General features: G+C 68.8%; 18 protein-coding genes. 10 read left to right on the top strand and 8 right to left on the bottom strand.

Annotated features, from left to right (window positions below; translation table 11 throughout):
• Positions 1-95: 95 nt before the first annotated feature.
• The gene (locus ACZ60E_RS31695; protein ID WP_469444875.1) at positions 96-1,724 is read right to left on the bottom strand and encodes an ABC transporter substrate-binding protein; all 1,629 of its coding nucleotides are present in this window, start codon (positions 1,722-1,724) and stop codon (positions 96-98) included.
• A 231-nt stretch (positions 1,725-1,955) separates the two neighbouring features.
• Here ACZ60E_RS31695 and ACZ60E_RS31690 point away from each other — a divergent pair, with 231 nt between their 5' ends.
• From ACZ60E_RS31690 to ACZ60E_RS31680, 3 genes are all read left to right on the top strand, one after another.
• Positions 1,956-2,726, top strand: coding sequence for a FadR/GntR family transcriptional regulator (locus ACZ60E_RS31690; RefSeq protein WP_469444873.1), 771 nt, complete (start codon positions 1,956-1,958; stop codon positions 2,724-2,726).
• Complete coding sequence (locus ACZ60E_RS31685) at positions 2,723-3,169, top strand: protein-tyrosine phosphatase family protein (protein WP_453794716.1); 447 nt, start codon at positions 2,723-2,725, stop codon at positions 3,167-3,169. The genes ACZ60E_RS31690 and ACZ60E_RS31685 overlap by 4 nt, the downstream gene beginning before the upstream one ends.
• An 88-nt stretch (positions 3,170-3,257) precedes the next feature.
• Positions 3,258-4,436 (top strand): abortive phage infection protein, encoded by a 1,179-nt coding sequence (locus ACZ60E_RS31680; RefSeq protein ID WP_469444871.1) that lies wholly within the window; start codon positions 3,258-3,260, stop codon positions 4,434-4,436.
• 219 nt (positions 4,437-4,655) lie between these two features.
• Here the strand turns inward: ACZ60E_RS31680 and ACZ60E_RS31675 are convergent, their stop codons facing one another.
• Entirely contained in the window at positions 4,656-4,931 is a 276-nt protein-coding gene (locus ACZ60E_RS31675) for a DUF397 domain-containing protein (protein ID WP_469444869.1), read from the bottom strand.
• Positions 4,913-5,746, bottom strand: coding sequence for a helix-turn-helix domain-containing protein (locus ACZ60E_RS31670; RefSeq protein ID WP_469444867.1), 834 nt, complete (start codon positions 5,744-5,746; stop codon positions 4,913-4,915). The genes ACZ60E_RS31675 and ACZ60E_RS31670 overlap by 19 nt, the downstream gene beginning before the upstream one ends.
• A gap of 340 nt (positions 5,747-6,086) precedes the next feature.
• Here ACZ60E_RS31670 and ACZ60E_RS31665 point away from each other — a divergent pair, with 340 nt between their 5' ends.
• From ACZ60E_RS31665 to ACZ60E_RS31655, 3 genes are read left to right on the top strand one after another with little or no spacing between them, the layout of a single operon-like run.
• On the top strand, positions 6,087-6,302 hold the full coding sequence (locus ACZ60E_RS31665) for a hypothetical protein (RefSeq protein ID WP_384812976.1): 216 nt from the start codon (positions 6,087-6,089) through the stop codon (positions 6,300-6,302).
• Between the two features lie 46 nt (positions 6,303-6,348).
• On the top strand, positions 6,349-7,101 hold the full coding sequence (recO, locus tag ACZ60E_RS31660) for a DNA repair protein RecO (RefSeq protein ID WP_384812881.1): 753 nt from the start codon (positions 6,349-6,351) through the stop codon (positions 7,099-7,101).
• A gap of 57 nt (positions 7,102-7,158) precedes the next feature.
• Entirely contained in the window at positions 7,159-8,010 is an 852-nt protein-coding gene (locus ACZ60E_RS31655; RefSeq protein WP_384812884.1) for an isoprenyl transferase, read from the top strand.
• Between the two features lie 206 nt (positions 8,011-8,216).
• Here the strand turns inward: ACZ60E_RS31655 and ACZ60E_RS31650 are convergent, their stop codons facing one another.
• From ACZ60E_RS31650 to ACZ60E_RS31635, 4 genes are all read right to left on the bottom strand, one after another.
• On the bottom strand, positions 8,217-8,639 hold the full coding sequence (locus ACZ60E_RS31650; RefSeq protein WP_107016355.1) for a Fur family transcriptional regulator: 423 nt from the start codon (positions 8,637-8,639) through the stop codon (positions 8,217-8,219).
• 59 nt (positions 8,640-8,698) lie between these two features.
• Positions 8,699-9,613 (bottom strand): metal ABC transporter permease, encoded by a 915-nt coding sequence (locus ACZ60E_RS31645; protein WP_469444865.1) that lies wholly within the window; start codon positions 9,611-9,613, stop codon positions 8,699-8,701.
• 5 nt (positions 9,614-9,618) lie between these two features.
• Positions 9,619-10,419, bottom strand: a complete 801-nt coding sequence (locus ACZ60E_RS31640) for a metal ABC transporter ATP-binding protein (protein ID WP_385838709.1) — start codon at positions 10,417-10,419, stop codon at positions 9,619-9,621.
• A gap of 62 nt (positions 10,420-10,481) precedes the next feature.
• Positions 10,482-11,459, bottom strand: a complete 978-nt coding sequence (locus tag ACZ60E_RS31635; protein ID WP_469444863.1) for a metal ABC transporter substrate-binding protein — start codon at positions 11,457-11,459, stop codon at positions 10,482-10,484.
• A 259-nt stretch (positions 11,460-11,718) separates the two neighbouring features.
• Between ACZ60E_RS31635 and ACZ60E_RS31630 the strand changes: the two genes are divergently transcribed.
• The 3 genes from ACZ60E_RS31630 to ACZ60E_RS31620 all read left to right on the top strand — a co-directional run bounded on the left by ACZ60E_RS31630 (position 11,719) and on the right by ACZ60E_RS31620 (position 14,996).
• Complete coding sequence (locus ACZ60E_RS31630; protein WP_384812896.1) at positions 11,719-13,101, top strand: glycine--tRNA ligase; 1,383 nt, start codon at positions 11,719-11,721, stop codon at positions 13,099-13,101.
• A 280-nt stretch (positions 13,102-13,381) separates the two neighbouring features.
• Entirely contained in the window at positions 13,382-14,386 is a 1,005-nt protein-coding gene (locus tag ACZ60E_RS31625; protein ID WP_453794713.1) for an aldo/keto reductase, read from the top strand.
• Positions 14,387-14,411: 25 nt separating this feature from the next.
• Positions 14,412-14,996, top strand: coding sequence for a TetR/AcrR family transcriptional regulator (locus ACZ60E_RS31620; RefSeq protein WP_469444860.1), 585 nt, complete (start codon positions 14,412-14,414; stop codon positions 14,994-14,996).
• A gap of 5 nt (positions 14,997-15,001) precedes the next feature.
• Here ACZ60E_RS31620 and ACZ60E_RS31615 read toward each other — a convergent pair whose 3' ends face one another.
• Positions 15,002-15,208, bottom strand: a complete 207-nt coding sequence (locus ACZ60E_RS31615) for a hypothetical protein (RefSeq protein ID WP_384812906.1) — start codon at positions 15,206-15,208, stop codon at positions 15,002-15,004.
• Positions 15,209-15,514: 306 nt separating this feature from the next.
• On the opposite strand from ACZ60E_RS31615, the gene ACZ60E_RS31610 reads away from it, so the two are divergent.
• A complete protein-coding gene (locus ACZ60E_RS31610) occupies positions 15,515-16,864 on the top strand; it encodes an RNA polymerase subunit sigma-70 (protein WP_469444856.1) in 1,350 nt (449 codons plus the stop codon).
• The last annotated feature ends 17 nt before the right edge of the window (positions 16,865-16,881 follow it).

Here is a 16,881-nt window from a genome sequence, read left to right as displayed (position 1 = left end):
CTGCATTTGCCTTCAGGGGCGCGGGGCTGTTTCGATTTGCGGCTCCGCCGCGGGGCGCGACCAGCCACAGCGGACCCGCACCCTCCCCACAACCCTCAGACCCACTTCGCCTGAAGTACGTTTATCCCCGGATAAGGCTGAGCACGGATTCCCGTAAGCTCACCGGAATCCCACGCGGTCATCAACTCGTTGTGCACCACGGGATAGATGACCACGTTCTCGGCAACGACATCGATGTAGTCCTGAGTCATCGCCTTCTTCTTCTCCGCGTCCGGCTCCCGGGTAGCCGCATCCATCTTCTTGAAGAGATCCTTCGCGACAGAACTCCCCTCCCACCGCGCATACCGCATCCACGTGTTACCGGGCCCGTAGTTGTAATGCATGATCAGATCCGCGTCGAGCCCGAACTGGTTCGGATTGGACGCGGCCGCGACGACCTGGAAGTCCTTCTTCTGGTCGAGCTTCGTGAAGAGCGCGGCCGTCTCCTGCGGTTCGAGCGTAGTCTCGACACCGATCGCGTCCCAGGACGCCTTGATGGTCGGCAGACAGTCCACGATCCAGCTCACGTTGACCGCCATCAGCGTGACCTTCAGCCCGCTGACCCCGGCGGCCTTCAGAAGCTCCTTCGCCTTGGCCGGGTCGTAGTCGTAGACGGGCTTCGCCCTGCGGTAGGTCGGATTTCCCTCGTTGAGGAACGAAGAGGCTGCTTTTCCGTGCCCCCGCAGCGCGGCCTGGATCATCTTCTTCTTGTCGATCGCGTAGTGCAGTGCCTGCCGCACCCGTACGTCGTCGAACGGTTTGTGGGCGGTGTTGAAGAGGAGGAACAGGTGGTTCATTCCCGCCCCGCCCTCGACCTTCAGGCCGCCCTTCTCCAGCTGGGAGATGTTGGCGTACGGGATGTTGTCCGAGATCTGCGCTCCCGCGCTCGAACCGGAGATCTTCGCCACCCGGGGCGCGGCGTCCACTATCGTCAGCCAGTTCATCTTCTTGAACGCGGCCTTTCGCGGCCCGTTGTAGTCGGCGAACGCGGCGAAGGTGGTGTTGGACTTCGGGTGATGGGCGGTCTGCCGGTACGGGCCCGAGCCGACCGCCTTTCCGGTCGTCGCCTCGTCCAGCGCACCCGCCTTTCCGAACACGTGTTTCGGCATGATCTTCGCGAGGGTGAGCCGCTGCGCCCCGTCCGGGAACGGGAACTTGAGAATCAGCTCCACCGAGCGGTCGTCGACCTTCTTCACCTCCTTCAGCCAGGACGCGAAGAAGTTCTTGGCGAGGGTCGTCGTCTTCGGATCCAGTACGCGGTCGTAGGTGAAGACCACGTCGTCGGCGGTGACGGGCTGCCCGTCGTGCCACTTCGCGCCCTCCCGCAGCGTGAACTTCCAGGTGGTCGCCTGAAGGTCCGCCGGAACGGCGGTCGCCAGCGCCGCGTACGGCTCACGGCTGATCGGGTCGGTGTCGAGCAGGCCCTCGTAGATGTGGTGGTTGCCGGCCATCGCGAAGGCCGAGGCCGTCATCAGCGGGTCCCAGCTCTGGTCGTTGCCGTAGCCGATCACCGCGGTGAGCGTCCGGTCGGCGCCCTCGCCCCCGCCGCCCGTCTCGTTGGTGGACTCGGGGCCCGAGGAGCAGGCGGAGAGCGTGGAGGTGATCGTGGCGGCGGCGCCGAGCGCGCCGGTGTACTTCAGGAACGACCGACGGTGCAGCGCCGGTGCGGGGGTCGCGTCGCGCACGGTTCCTCCAGCAAGGAGTGGGAGATACGACGTCCTACGTCATAGGTGCAGCGTGACGATAAGAGGGGGCGTGGGGGCGGTCAAGGGAACGCGCACGAATGCCGTTTCTGCCAGAGGTACGACCAATGTCGGCCTGGAACAAGCAGAGTTGACGGATGGTCAACCCTGGATTGACGTGGATCCTGTCCGGAGGTGGGACGTGGGATGTCCCTGCCGCGTACGATGCGGCGCATGTCTGAGCGGCGCGCATCCGACGACTCCAGGACCTCCCTCCCCCCGGCGCGCTCCCCCCGCGAGCGGCGCGTGAGCAGCCAGATCCAGCGAGAGGTCACCCAGCTGATCCTCGACCGCAGACTCCGGGCCGGTGCGCCCCTGCCCACCGAGGCCGAGCTGATGGAGTCCCTCGGCGTCAGCCGCAACTCCGTGCGCGAGGCGCTGAAGGCGCTCCAGGCCCTCGACATCGTCGAGATCAGACACGGTTACGGCACCTATGTCGGCCAGGCCTCGCTGACCCCGTTCGTCGACGGCCTCACCTTCCGCACGCTGGCCCGGCAGGGCGACGACACCGACGACACAGGCGCGTTGGCCGAGATTCTCCAGGTCAGGGAGGTCCTGGAGGAGGGGCTGATGCGGCGGGTCGCGGGGGAGCTGTCGGACGGGGAGCTGGCACGGCTTGAGGGTGTGGTCGACCGGATGGAGGAGGCGGGCCTCGCGGGCCGCCCGTTCCCCGAACTCGACCGGGAGTTCCACGAATTGCTGTACGCGCCGCTCGGAAACGCCCTGGTGCCGCAGCTGTTGGGCGCTTTCTGGACCGTCTTCCGGCGGGTCTCCGGCGTCCGGGGCTGGACGGACGACCCGGCGCCCGCGGTCACCGTCCGCCGCCACCGTGACATAGTCGTCGCCCTGCGGGCGCACGACGTGGAGGGGGCGCAGCGGGCGATGGCGGATCACTTCCGGGGGATCGAGGCGAGAGCCGCCCAGGAGTCACGGGGGGTCGGATGACGGCGAGTTGGGACGAGGGGACACCCGGAGTACTCCGGCTGCCGTCCGGGCGGGCGGTACGGGGACGGGGGCTGCGCAACGCACTCGATCCGGCGGTCGTCCACCCGACGTACGGGGTCTACCTGCTCGGCAAGGAGGCGTCCACGCTCGCCGAACTCCCGTGGGAGACACGGTGGTTGCGGTGGCCCGACTTCCGGCTCCCGGCGGACCGGGAACAGGCACGGAAGGTGCTGACGGACCTCTGGGAGCGGGCGGCCGACCCTGCCCAGCGCGTCGAGGTCGCCTGCGGGGGCGGACGCGGACGGACGGGCACGGCCCTGGCCTGCCTCGCGATCCTCGACGGCGTGCCGCCCGAGGAGGCCGTGCAGTTCGTACGACGGAACTACGACCGCCACGCCGTGGAGACCCCGTGGCAGCGAAGGTACGTACGCACGTTCGGGTGAGTGTGAACACCCGGGCTCATCCTTTGGTTCGGGAGCCGTAGACCATCGGCCGACAGCGGAGGAGGGCCCGGCCCGGCAGGCTGACGGCATGGCTGAGAACGCGGGGATGAGCAGGGCACGGTTCATGGCCGGGGCGGCGGCCGTGGGGGTGGGGGCGGCAGCGGGCCTCCGGGCGGCCCCCTCGGCCCGGGCCGCGGAGGCCGCAGAAGCCGCGGAGATGGCCGGCACCCGCCGTGAGGGCGCGGGGCGCGGGCTCACGCACCGCGGGGTCGTCTACACCGTCGGGGCCGGGGAGACCCCGGGGACGGCGTGGAGCGGGCGCCGGATGCGCGGTGACATCCGGGCCATCGCGCACGACCTGCACGCCGACACCGTCGAGGTCACCGGGGACGGCGTCGGGCGGCTCACCGCCACGGCGGACGAGGTCGCCGAGCGGGGCCTGCACGTCTGGCTCCAGCCGACGCTGGGCGATGTGCCGGAGAAGCAGATCCTCGACCACCTCGCGGAGGCCGGCCGGCACGGGGAGCGGCTGCGGCGGCAGGGGGCGCGGGTCACGCTCGCCGTGGGATGCGAGTTCTGGCTGTTCGTACCGGGGATCGTGCCGGGTGCCGACGTCTTCGAGCGGATCGCGAACCTGCAGAAGGAGGACTTCGACCTGGCGGGCATGCAGCGGCGGCTGGCCGCGTTCACCGCGAAGGCGGCGGGCGTGGGGCGGTCGGTGTTCCGCGGGAAGCTCAGTTACGCCGCCGCGCAGGACGCGTCGTTCGAGAACGTCGACTGGAACCTCTTCGACATCGTGGGCATCGACTACTACTCGTACTTCCCGCAACGGGCGCGGTACGTGGCCGAGTTGCGCAGGTTCCGGCGCTGGGGCAAGCCGGTCGCCATCACCGAGTTCGGCACCTGCACGTTCGTCGGTGCGCCGGAGCGGGGCGGGATGGGCTGGGACGCCGTCGACCACAGCAAGGAGCCGCCGGAGATCAAGGGCGGGCTGGTGCGCAGCGAGCGCGTACAGGCCGCGTATCTGACCGATCTGCTCGACGTCTTCGAGTCGATGAACCTGTACGCGGCGATGGCGTTCGAGTTCGTCACCGCGGACGCCCCGCACCGCCCGGACAATCCTCGCTACGACCTCGACATGGCGTCCTACGCCGTCGTCAAGCCCCTCAAGGACCGCCTCGGCGACCCCGACTCCCCCTGGCACTGGGAACCGAAACAGGCGTTCCACGCACTGGCACGGCAGTACGGGCGAAAGTCTGAACAATGAATTCTGTGGCAATGCTTTTGGTGGCTTTATGCTCACCTCTTTGCCGCGCACCCGAACCGAACCCCCGGTCCTCGAACGCCGGACGGGCTGAAACGTATTCAGCCCGTCCGGCGTCTGAGGATATAGGGGGCGGCAAACCGGTCGAACTGTTCGCTACCGAACCACTGCCGGGTGAATTCCTGGAATTCCTGAGCCAGGGCGCGGAACGACCTCGACTCGTCACGCCGCGACGGTGCGGATGAACTCCGTCCAGGCGCGGGTGCCGATGAGGAGGACGGGGCCCGCGAGGACTTTGCTGTCCCGCACGGGGATGATGCCGGGGACTCCGTCGGCTACCTCGACGCAGTCTTCGCCGCCGCTGCCTCCGCTGTAGGTGCTTTTTCGCCAGCGGGCCGCGCCGAAGAAATCGTTCGCGACCTCGACACACTCGCCGCCGTTGTCGTCGCTGTAGCTGCTCTTGCGCCAATGAGCAGCGCTCAGGTCGTACTCCCGCATTGCCTATGTTCCTCTGCCGCCGACTGGATCAGGGCCAGGGACGCCTCCGGTGACAGCGCGGCGGCCCTGATGAGATCGTAAGACGATTGGGTCCGCTTCACCACTGCCGGTTCGTCCAGCAGATGTCCGGAAAGAACCGCCTCTGTATAGACAGTTGGCGGAGCGTCCTCGAACTCCATGAGCTTCATCATCTTGCCCATCTCCCGGTGTGCTCCCGCCGCGAACGGCAGCACCTGCATCAGTACCTTGCGTTCCTGCGTCAGCGTCACGATGTGGTCCAGTTGGTGGGCCATGACCTTCGGGCCGCCGACGGCGACGCGCAGGGCCGTCTCGTGGAGGACCACCCAATACGCTGGCCTTGTAGCGTCCTTGAGGAGTTGCGTCCGATCCATGCGCCCCTTGAGCAGCTCCTCGATGTAGCCGTCCGGGGCGAGCGGGTTGCCCGCCAGGAAGACCGCCTGTGCGTACTCCCGCGTCTGGAGGAGCCCGGGGACCACCGTGGGGGCGTACTCACTGATCGCGGTCGCCAGCCGTTCCAGCTCCACCACGTGTGCGAAGTACTCGGTATAGGGCTGGTCCTTGATCAGTTTTTGCCACAGGCGCTCGAAGAATCCGGCGGTTTGTAGGACTTCGTCGATACGGGCCGCCACATCCAGCTGCGGCTTACGAATTGCCTGTTCGAATTGCCCGATGTAGCCGCCCGACACAAAAACGCGATAACCCAACTCCGCCTGTGTCAGCCCCGCCTCCTCCCGGTGTCTCTTCAGCTCTGTTCCGAAGAACTCCCAAGCCGCCTGCCGTGAACCATTGGCCATGGAAAACCCCCTGTACTGCATCGACGTTGCTGAGACCAGAGGTCTTCCAAAGAGTAAGTGGTGGGCGTCATCGTGGAGATGGAAAGAGTAGAACCCGAAAAGGAAGGGGAACACCCGTGAGGTCTGCCAGCCAGGCACCCGACGCACAGCACTCGACGGCCTGCGTCGAACAAGCGGAGGAAACGGTGAAGGAATTGCGCGAAGCGCTCGCAACCGCAGGAATTAAGTTGCCGACACTCCGGATCGACCCGGCAACCTTGGCGCGGGAATCGCCGTGCCCCCTCGTGGAACTGGGCCGGTGTTCCGTCGAGACGGCGGCCCGGCTCGCGGCGGTACTCCGGTGAGGCCGGTCGTCGGGACGTACGTCGTCGACACCAGAAGCGGCCGGGTGGGCAGAGTGATGGGTCACGAGGGGCCGTACCTGCAACTGCGGCCCTACGGCGGCGGCCGGGAGTGGGACTGCGCACCGGACACCGCCCGGGGAGCCACCATGGCGGAACGGCTCAGCGCCGCGACCGCGTACGCCAACGCACGCAGCCGGGGCGAGGTCCCTTGAAAGGACCCCGGCCACACCCGCCGCCCGCGTACGCGAGAATGGGGCCATGAGCCTGTTCCGCGACGACGGCATCGTGCTGCGCACCCAGAAGCTGGGTGAGGCGGACCGGATCATCACGTTGCTCACGCGCGGTCACGGACGCGTACGGGCCGTGGCCCGCGGGGTGCGCCGGACCAAGTCGAAGTTCGGGGCCCGGCTCGAACCCTTCTCCCACGTCGACGTGCAGTTCTTCGCGCGGGGGAGCGAGCTGATCGGCCGCGGGCTGCCGCTGTGCACGCAGAGCGAGACGATCTCTCCGTACGGCGGCGGGATCGTCACCGACTACGCCCGGTACACCGCCGGGACGGCCATGCTGGAGACGGCGGAGCGGTTCACGGACCACGAGGGCGAGCCCGCCGTCCAGCAGTACCTGCTGCTCGTGGGCGGGCTGCGCACCCTCGCGCAGGGCGAACACGAGCCGCACCTCATCCTCGACGCGTTCCTGCTGCGCTCCCTCGCCGTGAACGGGTACGCGCCCAGTTTCAGCGACTGCGCGAAATGCGGGATGCCCGGACCGAATCGCTTCTTCTCGGTCGCCGCGGGAGGTTCCGTCTGCGTCGACTGCCGGGTGCCCGGCAGCGTCGTACCCTCGGCGGGGGCCCTCGAACTGCTCGGCGCGCTGCTGACGGGGGACTGGGCACTCGCCGACGCGTGCGAGCCGCGGTACGTCAGGGAGGGCAGCGGCCTGGTGTCGGCCTACCTGCACTGGCACCTGGAGCGCGGCCTGCGCTCCCTGCGGTACGTCGAGAAAAGCACCTGAGCGACAACCTGCGACTGGCTGTACGTGCTGTACGAGATCTGAGGAGACGAGAAGCAGATGGTGGTACGCGGGATCCTGGGGCGCCAGCGCCGCGAGTACAAGACGCCGGAGCCGCACCCGTCCGGTGCCCGCGCGCCCAAGCTCCCCGGTGAGCTGATCCCGAACCACGTGGCGTGCGTGATGGACGGGAACGGGCGCTGGGCCAAGGAACGCGGGCTGCCGCGCACAGAGGGGCACCGGGTCGGTGAGGGCGTCGTCATGGACGTCCTCAAGGGATGCCTGGAGCTGGGAGTCAAGAACCTCTCCCTGTACGCCTTCTCCACGGAGAACTGGAAGCGGTCGCCCGAGGAGGTCCGCTTCCTGATGAACTTCAACAAGGACGTCATCCGGCGCCGGCGCGACGAGATGAACGACCTCGGCATCCGGATCCGGTGGGTCGGGCGGATGCCGAAGCTGTGGAAGTCCGTCGTGCAGGAGTTGCAGGTCGCGCAGGAGCAGACGCAGGACAACGACGCGATGACCTTGTACTTCTGCGTGAATTACGGGGGCAGGGCGGAGCTGGCCGACGCGGCGAAGGCGATGGCGCTGGATGTCGCCGCGGGGAAGCTGGACCCGGACAAGGTCAGTGAGAAGACCATCCAGAAGTATCTGTACTACCCGGACATGCCGGATGTGGACCTGTTCCTTCGCCCCAGTGGTGAGCAGCGGACGTCCAATTACCTGATCTGGCAGTCCAGTTACGCGGAGATGGTCTTCCAGGACGTGCTGTGGCCGGACTTCGACCGGCGTGATCTGTGGCGGGCGTGCGTGGAGTACGCGTCGCGGGACCGCCGCTTCGGTGGGGCGGTCCCGAACGAGGACCTGCTCACGATGGAAGCGGACATGAGAGGCCGCCCGGACGAGGGCTGACCTCAACGATTGCGCAGTTCCCCGCGCCCCTGAAACCGGTGGGGGCTGGCGTCAACGATTGCGCAGTTCCCCGCGCCCCTGAAAACCCGGCCGACTCCCGGCTGCGGGCCGGTGGGGGTCACCCGCGCAGTTCCCCGCGCCCCTAGGTACCTAGGGGCGCGGGGAACTGCGCAATCGTTTGACGTCGACCCCCACCGGGCTGAGGTTCATACTCCCTGGCCGCGCGCAGCGCAGTCCGCGCAGGTGCCGAAGATCTCCACCGTGTGGGCGACGTTCACGTAGCCGTGCTCAGAAGCGATCGCCTCGGCCCACTTCTCCACCGCAGGCCCCTCCACCTCCACGGCCTTGCCGCACACCCGGCACACCAGGTGATGGTGATGGTCCCCGCTCGCACAGCGGCGGTACACCGACTCACCGTCGGACGTACGCAGCACGTCGACCTCACCCGCGTCCGCGAGCGACTGCAGCGTGCGGTACACCGTGGTCAGCCCGACGGAATCGCCCTTGTGCTTGAGCATGTCGTGCAGGTCCTGCGCACTACGGAACTCGTCCACCTCGTCGAGCGCCGCCGCCACGGCGGCACGCTGCCGGGTGGAACGGCCCCGAACGGGCGGTCCAGCGGTCGTCACCGTTGCCTCCAAACGTCTGCGGCTTGCCGGGCCATTGTGCCAGCCCGAGCTGGGCGCGGTCAGACGCCGACCTTCCCGGTCGGTGTACGGGAGCCGGGAATGGCACACTCCGCCGGGTCCCCGCCCTCCCGTGCCGAGGCCTGCGCGGCGGCCCGCGCACGCCGCCTGGCCAGCGGCGTCGCCGCCACGGTGAGCAGCATGAACGCCCCGATGGTCAGCAGCACGATCGTCGCGCCGGGCGGTACGTCCTGGTAGTACGACGTGACCGTGCCGCCGATCGTCACGCTGACGCCGATCGCCACCGAGATCGCGAACGTGGCGGCGAAACTCCGGCTGAGCTGCTGCGCGGCGGCCACCGGCACCACCATCAGCGCGGAGACCAGGAGCAGGCCGACGACCCGCATGGCGACCGTGACGGTGACGGCGGCCGTGATCGCCGTGAGCAGGTTCAGGGCGCGCACGGGCAGCCCTGTCACCCGCGCGAACTCCTCGTCCTGGCTCACCGCGAACAGCTGCCGGCGCAGACCGATCGTGACGAGGACGACGAAGGCGGCCAGCAGGCAGATCGCCGTCACGTCCGACTCCGACACCGTGGAGAGCGAGCCGAAGAGGTACGAGGTCAGGTTGGCGTTGGAGCCGCCGGGAGCGAGGTTGATGAACATCACGCCGCCCGCCATGCCCCCGTAGAAGAGCATCGCCAGCGCGATGTCGCCGCGCGTCCTGCCGTACCAGCGGATCAGTTCCATCAGGACCGCGCCGACCACGGAGACGGCCGTCGCCATCCACACGGGGGACCAGGAGAGCAGGAACCCGAGGCCGACGCCGGTCATCGCGACATGGCCGATGCCGTCGCCCAGCAGGGCCTGGCGGCGCTGGACCAGGTAGATGCCGACCGCGGGCGCGGTGATGCCGACGAGGACGGCCGCGAGCAGGGCCCGCTGCATGAAGGCGTAATCGAGGATTTCGAGGTTCATGGCGGTCAGCTCAGCAGTCCTGTGCGGAGGGGTTCGGCGTCGTGGGCCGCGTGGGGGTGGACGTGGTCGTGGCCGGGCAGCGCGTGCTGGCCGAGCGCCCGCGGGGGCGGGCCGTCGTGCAGCACGCAGCCGTCGCGCAGCACGACCGCGCGGTCGATGAGCGGCTCCAGCGGGCCCAGCTCGTGCAGCACGAGGAGGACGGACGTGCCTGCCGCGACCTGTTCCCGCAGGGTCGCCGCGAGGACTTCCTGGCTCGCCAGGTCCACGCCCGCCATCGGCTCGTCCATGATCAGCAGTTCCGGTACGGAGGCCAGCGCGCGGGCGATCAGGACACGCTGGTGCTGGCCGCCGGAGAGGGCGTCCACGGAGTCCTTGGCGCGGTCGGCGAGGCCGACCAGCTCCAGGGCGTGCCGTACGGCCTCGCGGTCCGCCTTGCGCAGGACGCCGAAGCGGGCGCGGGACAGCCGCCCGGAGGACACCACCTCGGTCACCGTGGCGGGCACGCCGCCGGCGGCCGTCGTGCGCTGCGGTACGTATCCCACGCGCGCCCAGTCGCGGAAGCGGCGCCGGGGTGTGCCGAACAGCTCGATCTCGCCGCCGCTGACCGGGACCTGCCCGATGACCGTGCGGATGGCCGTCGACTTGCCGGAGCCGTTGGCGCCGAGCAGCGCGACGACCTCACCGCGGTTCACGGTGAGGTCGATGCCGCGCAGGACGGGGCGTGAGCCGAGTTCGGCCGTCACACCGCGCAGGGAGATGACAGGCGGGTGCGGTGTGTCGGTCGGTGTGTCGGACCCGTTCGTCATGCCGACGTCCTCCGGAGGCTGATCGGGATGATCGTGCTGCTCATGATGCTGTCATTTCACGGTCACTTCGCTCCCAGGGCCGTCTGCAGCGCCTTGAGGTTGGCGTCCATGACCTGGATGTAGTCGTCGCCCCTGGACTTCTCGGTGATGCCCTCGATCGGGTCGAGCACATCGGTCCTGAGGTCCGCGTCCGCGGCGATGGTCTTGGCGGTCTTGTCGCTGACGAGCGTCTCGTAGAACACGGTGGAGACGCCGTCGGCCTTCGCCATCTTCTCAAGGTCCTTGACGCGGTTGGCGCTGGGTTCGCTCTCCGGGTCCAGGCCGTTGATGGCCTCCTCGGTGAGGCCGTAGCGCTCGGCGAGGTAGCCGAAGGCCGCGTGGGTGGTGATGAAGACCTTGGTCTTCGTGTTCTTGAGGCCGTCCTCGAAGCGGGTGTCGAGCCCGTCCAGCTTCTTCACCAGGGCCGCGGTGTTCTTCTTGTACGTCGCCGCGTTGTCCGGGTCGGCCTTCTCGAAGGCCTTGCCCACACCCTCGGCGACCTCGGCGTACTTCACGGGGTCGAGCCAGATGTGCGGGTCGAGGCCGGAGCCTTCCTCGTGGCCGTGCTCGTCCTCGTCCTCGTCGTCGTGCTCGGCCGCGTGGCCGCCGACCTCGTTGCCGTGCTTCTCCAGGGCGGTGAGGGTGGCCGCGTCGACCTTGGTCTTCACCTCGGACTGGCTTATCGCCTCGTCGACGGAGGGCTGGAGGCCCTTCAGGTAGAGAGCCACGTCCGACTCCTGGAGCTGCGCGGTCTGCTTGGCGCTGATCTCCAGGTCGTGCGGCTCCTGACCGGGCTCGGTCAGGGTGTTCACGCTGACGTGGCTCCCGCCTATCTCCTCGGCGAGGAACTGCAGCGGGTAGAACGACGCCACGACGTCGAGCTTGCCGCCCTCGCCGTCCGCCGCGCTGGAGTCGGACGAGCAGGCGGAGAGGGAGCCGAGGGCGAGGGCGGTGGCCGTCGCGATCACACCGGCGGATATGTGGCGTCGTCGTACGTTCATGACAGTCATTTTCAGCTGGCGTGGAAACGATTGTCAATAAGCGGGCCTGTGATCTGGACTTCATCCCGGTATGCGAGGGGTGTGACGGTGAGCGGAGGACCGGGCTCCGGCCGGGACCCCGGCCGATTTGATCCGAGGGGCGGGGCCGCCGGTAATCTGAGGCATTCGCTCTGAAGCAACAGCTCTGTAGCAGTAGCCGTGAAGCAATAGCTGTGAAGCAACCCGCTTCAACGCCCGTCGTCGTAATGAAGAGAGCACCGTGGCCGCCGACAAGATCGACTCCATCGTCAGCCTGAGCAAGCGCCGTGGCTTCGTCTATCCGTGCAGTGAGATCTACGGCGGCCAGCGCGCCGCCTGGGACTACGGGCCGCTGGGTGTCGAGCTCAAGGAGAACATCAAGCGTCAGTGGTGGCGCTACATGGTGACGTCGCGCGAGGACGTCGTCGGCCTCGACTCCTCCGTGATCCTGGCGACCGAGGTCTGGGTGGCCTCCGGTCACGTCGCCACGTTCTCCGACCCGCTCACCGAGTGCACCTCGTGTCACAAGCGCTACCGCGCCGACCACCTCGAGGAGGCGTACGAGGCCAAGCACAACCGCCTCCCCGAGAACGGGCTCGCCGACCTCAACTGCCCCAACTGCGGCAACAAGGGCACGTTCACCGAGCCCAAGCAGTTCTCCGGCCTGCTCTCCACGCACCTCGGCCCCACGCAGGACAGCGGCTCCGTCGCCTACCTGCGCCCCGAGACCGCGCAGGGCATCTTCACCAACTTCGCCCAGGTCCAGCAGACTTCGCGCAAGAAGCCGCCGTTCGGCATCGCGCAGATGGGCAAGTCCTTCCGCAACGAGATCACGCCCGGCAACTTCATCTTCCGGACCCGCGAGTTCGAGCAGATGGAGATGGAGTTCTTCGTCAAGCCGGGCGAGGACGAGAAGTGGCAGGAGTTCTGGATGCAGGAGCGCTGGAACTGGTACACCGGCCTGGGCCTCCGCGAGGAGAACATGCGCTGGTACGACCACCCGGCCGAGAAGCTCTCGCACTACTCCAAGCGCACCGCCGACATCGAGTACCGCTTCCAGTTCGGCGGCAACGAGTGGGGTGAGCTGGAGGGCGTCGCCAACCGCACGGACTACGACCTCTCCGCGCACTCCAAGGCCTCCGGCCAGGACCTGTCCTACTTCGACCAGGAGGCCGGCGAGCGCTGGACCCCGTACGTCATCGAGCCCGCGGCCGGTGTCGGCCGCGCGATGCTGGCGTTCCTCCTCGACGCGTACGTCGAGGACGAGGCGCCCAACGCCAAGGGCAAGATGGAGAAGCGGACCGTTCTGCGGCTCGACCCGCGGCTCGCGCCGGTGAAGGTGGCCGTGCTGCCGCTCTCGCGCAACCCGGAGCTGTCCCCGAAGGCGAAGGGTCTCGCGACCGCGCTGCGGCAGAACTGGAACATCGACTTCGACGACGCCGGGGCGATCGGTCGTCGCTACCGTCGTCAGGACGAGATCGGTACGCCGTTCTGTGTGACCGTCGACTTCGACACGCTCGACGACAACGCGGTGACTGTGCGTGAGCGGGACACCATGAAGCAGGAGCGGGTTTCTCTCGATCAGATCGAGGGGTACTTGGCTGCGCGGCTTGTCGGCTGCTAGTCGCTCCGCGGGGGGTGGGCGGCTGTCGGCCCGTTGTCGGCCGGCGGTGCGTCGTGGCCGGCCTCAGGGATTGCGCAGTTCCCCGCGCCCCTGAAGGCAAAGGACTGCGCCGTTCCCCGCGCCCCTTGGGTGAGTAAGCCTCGACCCCCTCTTGTACGCGAGAGGGGGTCGAGGCTTTTTGGTTGGCGTTGGGAGTGACGGCTGACAGATATTGAAATCTGTCAGCTGTCATGTCAAGGTTGTGGGGTTGCTTCGTTTTCTATGTGTCGGGAGATTTCTGATGCTCAGTCGCACCCTTGGAACCACCGGTCCGCAGGTGTCCGCCCTCGGGCTCGGGTGTATGGGGATGTCCGCGCTGTACGGGGACGCCGATCGGGGCGAGGCCGTCGCCACCATCCACGCCGCGCTCGACGCGGGGGTCACCCTGCTCGACACCGGTGACTTCTACGGCATGGGGCACAACGAGATGCTGATCGGCGAGGCGCTGCGCAGCGCCCCGGCCGCGCTGCGCGAACAGGCGCTCGTCAGCGTGAAGTTCGGCGCCCTGCGCGACCCGGAGGGCCGCTGGTCCGGCTACGACGGACGGCCCGCCGCGGTCCACAACTTCGTGGCGTACTCGCTGCAGCGGCTCGGCGTCGACCACATCGACGTCTACCGCATCGCGCGCGTCGACCCGGAGGTCCCCATCGAGGAGACCGTCGGCGCGATCGCCGAACTCGTCGAGAAGGGGTACGTACGGCACATCGGCCTGAGCGAGGCCGGGGCCGACACCGTGCGCCGGGCCGCCGCCACCGCGCCCATCTCGGACCTGCAGATCGAGTACTCCCTCCTCTCCCGCGGCATCGAGGCCGAGATCCTGCCGGCCACCCGTGAACTGGGCATCGGCATCACCGCGTACGGCGTGCTGTCCCGCGGTCTGATCTCCGGGCACTTCACGCCCGACCGGCAGCTCGCCGCCAACGACTTCCGTGCCCACAGCCCCCGCTTCCAGGGCGACAACCTCCGCCACAACCTGGACCTCGTCGAGGCGCTGCGGAAGATCGCCGAGCAGAAGGGCGCGTCCGTCGCGCAGATCGCCATCGCCTGGGCGCTGTCGCGCGGCGAGGACATCGTGCCGCTCGTGGGCGCCCGGACCCGCGAGCGCCTCACGGAGGCGCTCGGCGCGCTCGACGTCGGCCTCGACACCGCCGACCTCACCGCGATCGAGGAGGCCGTCCCGGCCGGCTCGGCGGCCGGCGACCGCTACCCGTCCGCGCAGATGGCACACCTCGACAGCGAGCGCTGACGACACCGCCGGTACGGTCATCACCATGGCGACCACCGAGATCCTGACCGCCGAGCGCATCCTTGAGGTGACCGAGGAGGTGCTGCGCCGCCACGGCCCCGCGAAGGCGACCGTGGTGGACGTGGCCCGCGCGCTCGGCGTCAGCCACGGCAGCGTCTACCGGCACTTCCGTACGAAGGCGGCGCTGAGGGAGGCGGTCACGAAGCGCTGGCTGGACCGTACGTCGGCGGTCCTCGACGACATCGTGGCGCAGGACCGTGACCCGGAGTCCCGGCTGCGCGACTGGCTCGCGGCGCTGTTCACCGCCAAGCGCCGCAAGGCGGGCGACGACCCCGAGCTGTTCGCCACGTACATGGTGCTGACCGGGGAGAGCGGCGAGGCGGTCGGTGAGCACATCGCCGCTCTCACCGGACAGCTCACGACGATCATCCGGTCCGGGGTCGACTCCGGCACCTTCGCCGCCGCCGACCCCGCCGTCACCGCCCGTGCCCTCTTCCAGGCCACGGACCGCTTCCACGACCCGTGTCACGCCGACGCGTGGGAACAGCCCGGGATCGAGGGCGAGTTCGAGGCCGTCGTGGACCTGGTGGTGCGTGGACTGAGGGCCTGACCGGCTCAGGAACCGGCCGGGTCCACCGTCGCCTGGTGCGCCTCCGCGAGATGTTCCTCGGCCTTCAGCCAGGGCAGGAACTGGGCGGGCTTGCGCCAGCCGCACGTGTCGCATCTGATCGTCCGCTGCATGCCCGTGCGCTGTACCCGTACCACGTGCTCGCGGCCGTGTTGGTCCCAGCGGCTCACTTTGCTGGTGTTGATCTGCAGCATGACGCCTCCTGGTGGTCGCGCTCGGCTTGCGCGACAAGCCCTAGGAGTGTGCAACAAGAACAACATCAACGGGGTTGCGTGTCAGGTGAGTTCTGTGCGCATTCCGCGCATTGTGGGCCTCTGCGGCGACTAAGGGCTGTCCCGTAATCCCGGGTGGATCAGCGCGCGGCGTCAGATGCGGTGCATCGCAAGGCGGAGGGTCGTCCGCATACTGGGCGTATTCGGGCGGTCCGACAACGCGGCGAGGTGCCGTAGCTGTCGTCGCGCGCCCGCCCGGGATTGCGGGACAGCCCTTAGCGTGGGGGCATGGCCGGAACGTGTCGGATCTGCGGGCGCCCCATCGAGGACGGCGGAGGGCCCGGACGGGCCGCCTCGTACTGCTCGCAGGCGTGCCGCCAGCGCGCCTACCGGGAGCGCAAGCGGCCGGCCGGCGCACCCGCCGGGGAACTCGTCTCCGACCTGGGCGACCGGCTGCGACGGCTGCGCCTGGAACCCGCGGTCGCCTTCCACGCCGATGTCGAGGCCCTGTCCCCCCGCTTCGGCCAACTGCGCCGCCTCGCCCGGGAAGCCCGCGAGACCATGGAGCCCAAGGAGACCCGGGAGGCCCCCGAGGAACGGGCGGAGCCCGTCGGAGACGAGGGCGCGGAATTCGTCACGCCCGCCGGTGTGACGAATCCCCGTGACGGCGGCTTCGACGCGCTCGTCGAAGCGCACCGGCGGGAACTGCGGGCCCACTGCTACCGGATCCTCGGCTCGTACGACGAGGCCGAGGACCTCACCCAGGAGGCGTTCCTGCGCGCCTGGCGGGCCCGGGACACCCTGGAGGACGTCGGCAACCCGCGGGCCTGGCTCTACAAGATCGCCACCCGGGTGTGCCTCGACTTCCTGCGCACGCACAACCGGCGGCCCGCCCCCTACGAGCCGGTGCCGGGCATGGACTCCGGCGACGGGCCGCCGCCGCCGAGCCTGCCGTGGCTCCAGCCCTTCCCCGACGACCAGCTGCCCGAGACGCCCGTGTCCCGGCACGAGCCGGACGAGGAGGCGGTGGCGGGCGAGACCCTCGAACTCGTCTTCCTCACCGCCATCCAGCAACTGCCCCCGCGCCAGCGGGCCGCGGTGATCCTGCGCGATGTCGCCGGCTGGTCGGCGAAGGAGACCGCCGACCTGCTCGGTGCCAGTCAGGCCTCCGCCAACAGCGCGGTCCAGCGGGGCAGAACGGCCCTGCGGGAGGCCCTGCCAGGCCCGCGCGAGGACTGGTCGGCCCGGCCGCCCAGCGCCGAAGACCTGGCACTCCTGCAGCGGTACATGGCGGCTGCCGCAGGGGCCGACATCGACGCCATGGTCGAGCTGGTACGGGAGGACGCGGTGCTCACCATGCCGCCGAACCCGTTCTGGTTCACCTCGCGCGACGCGCTCTTCGCCTTCGTACGGCCGAACCTCGATCCGGCCTCGCCGATGTTCGCCGGGCACTGGCGGCACCTGCCGGTGCGGGCCAACGGCCAGGTGGCGGTCGCCGGATATCTGCAACGGCCCGGGACCAGCGTGTTCCGGGCCCAGCTCATCGACGTACTGCGGATCGAGGAGGGACGGATCGCGCAGATCACCACCTTCGAACCCCATCTGTTCGAGGCGTTCGGGCTGCCGATGACCCTGTGAGAGCCGCACGGCCGGTC

It is taken from the genome of Streptomyces sp. NPDC102514 (assembly GCF_055584525.1).
The sequence above is the reverse complement of the archived record's forward strand: the minus strand, read 5'-3'. Positions and strand labels throughout refer to the sequence as shown.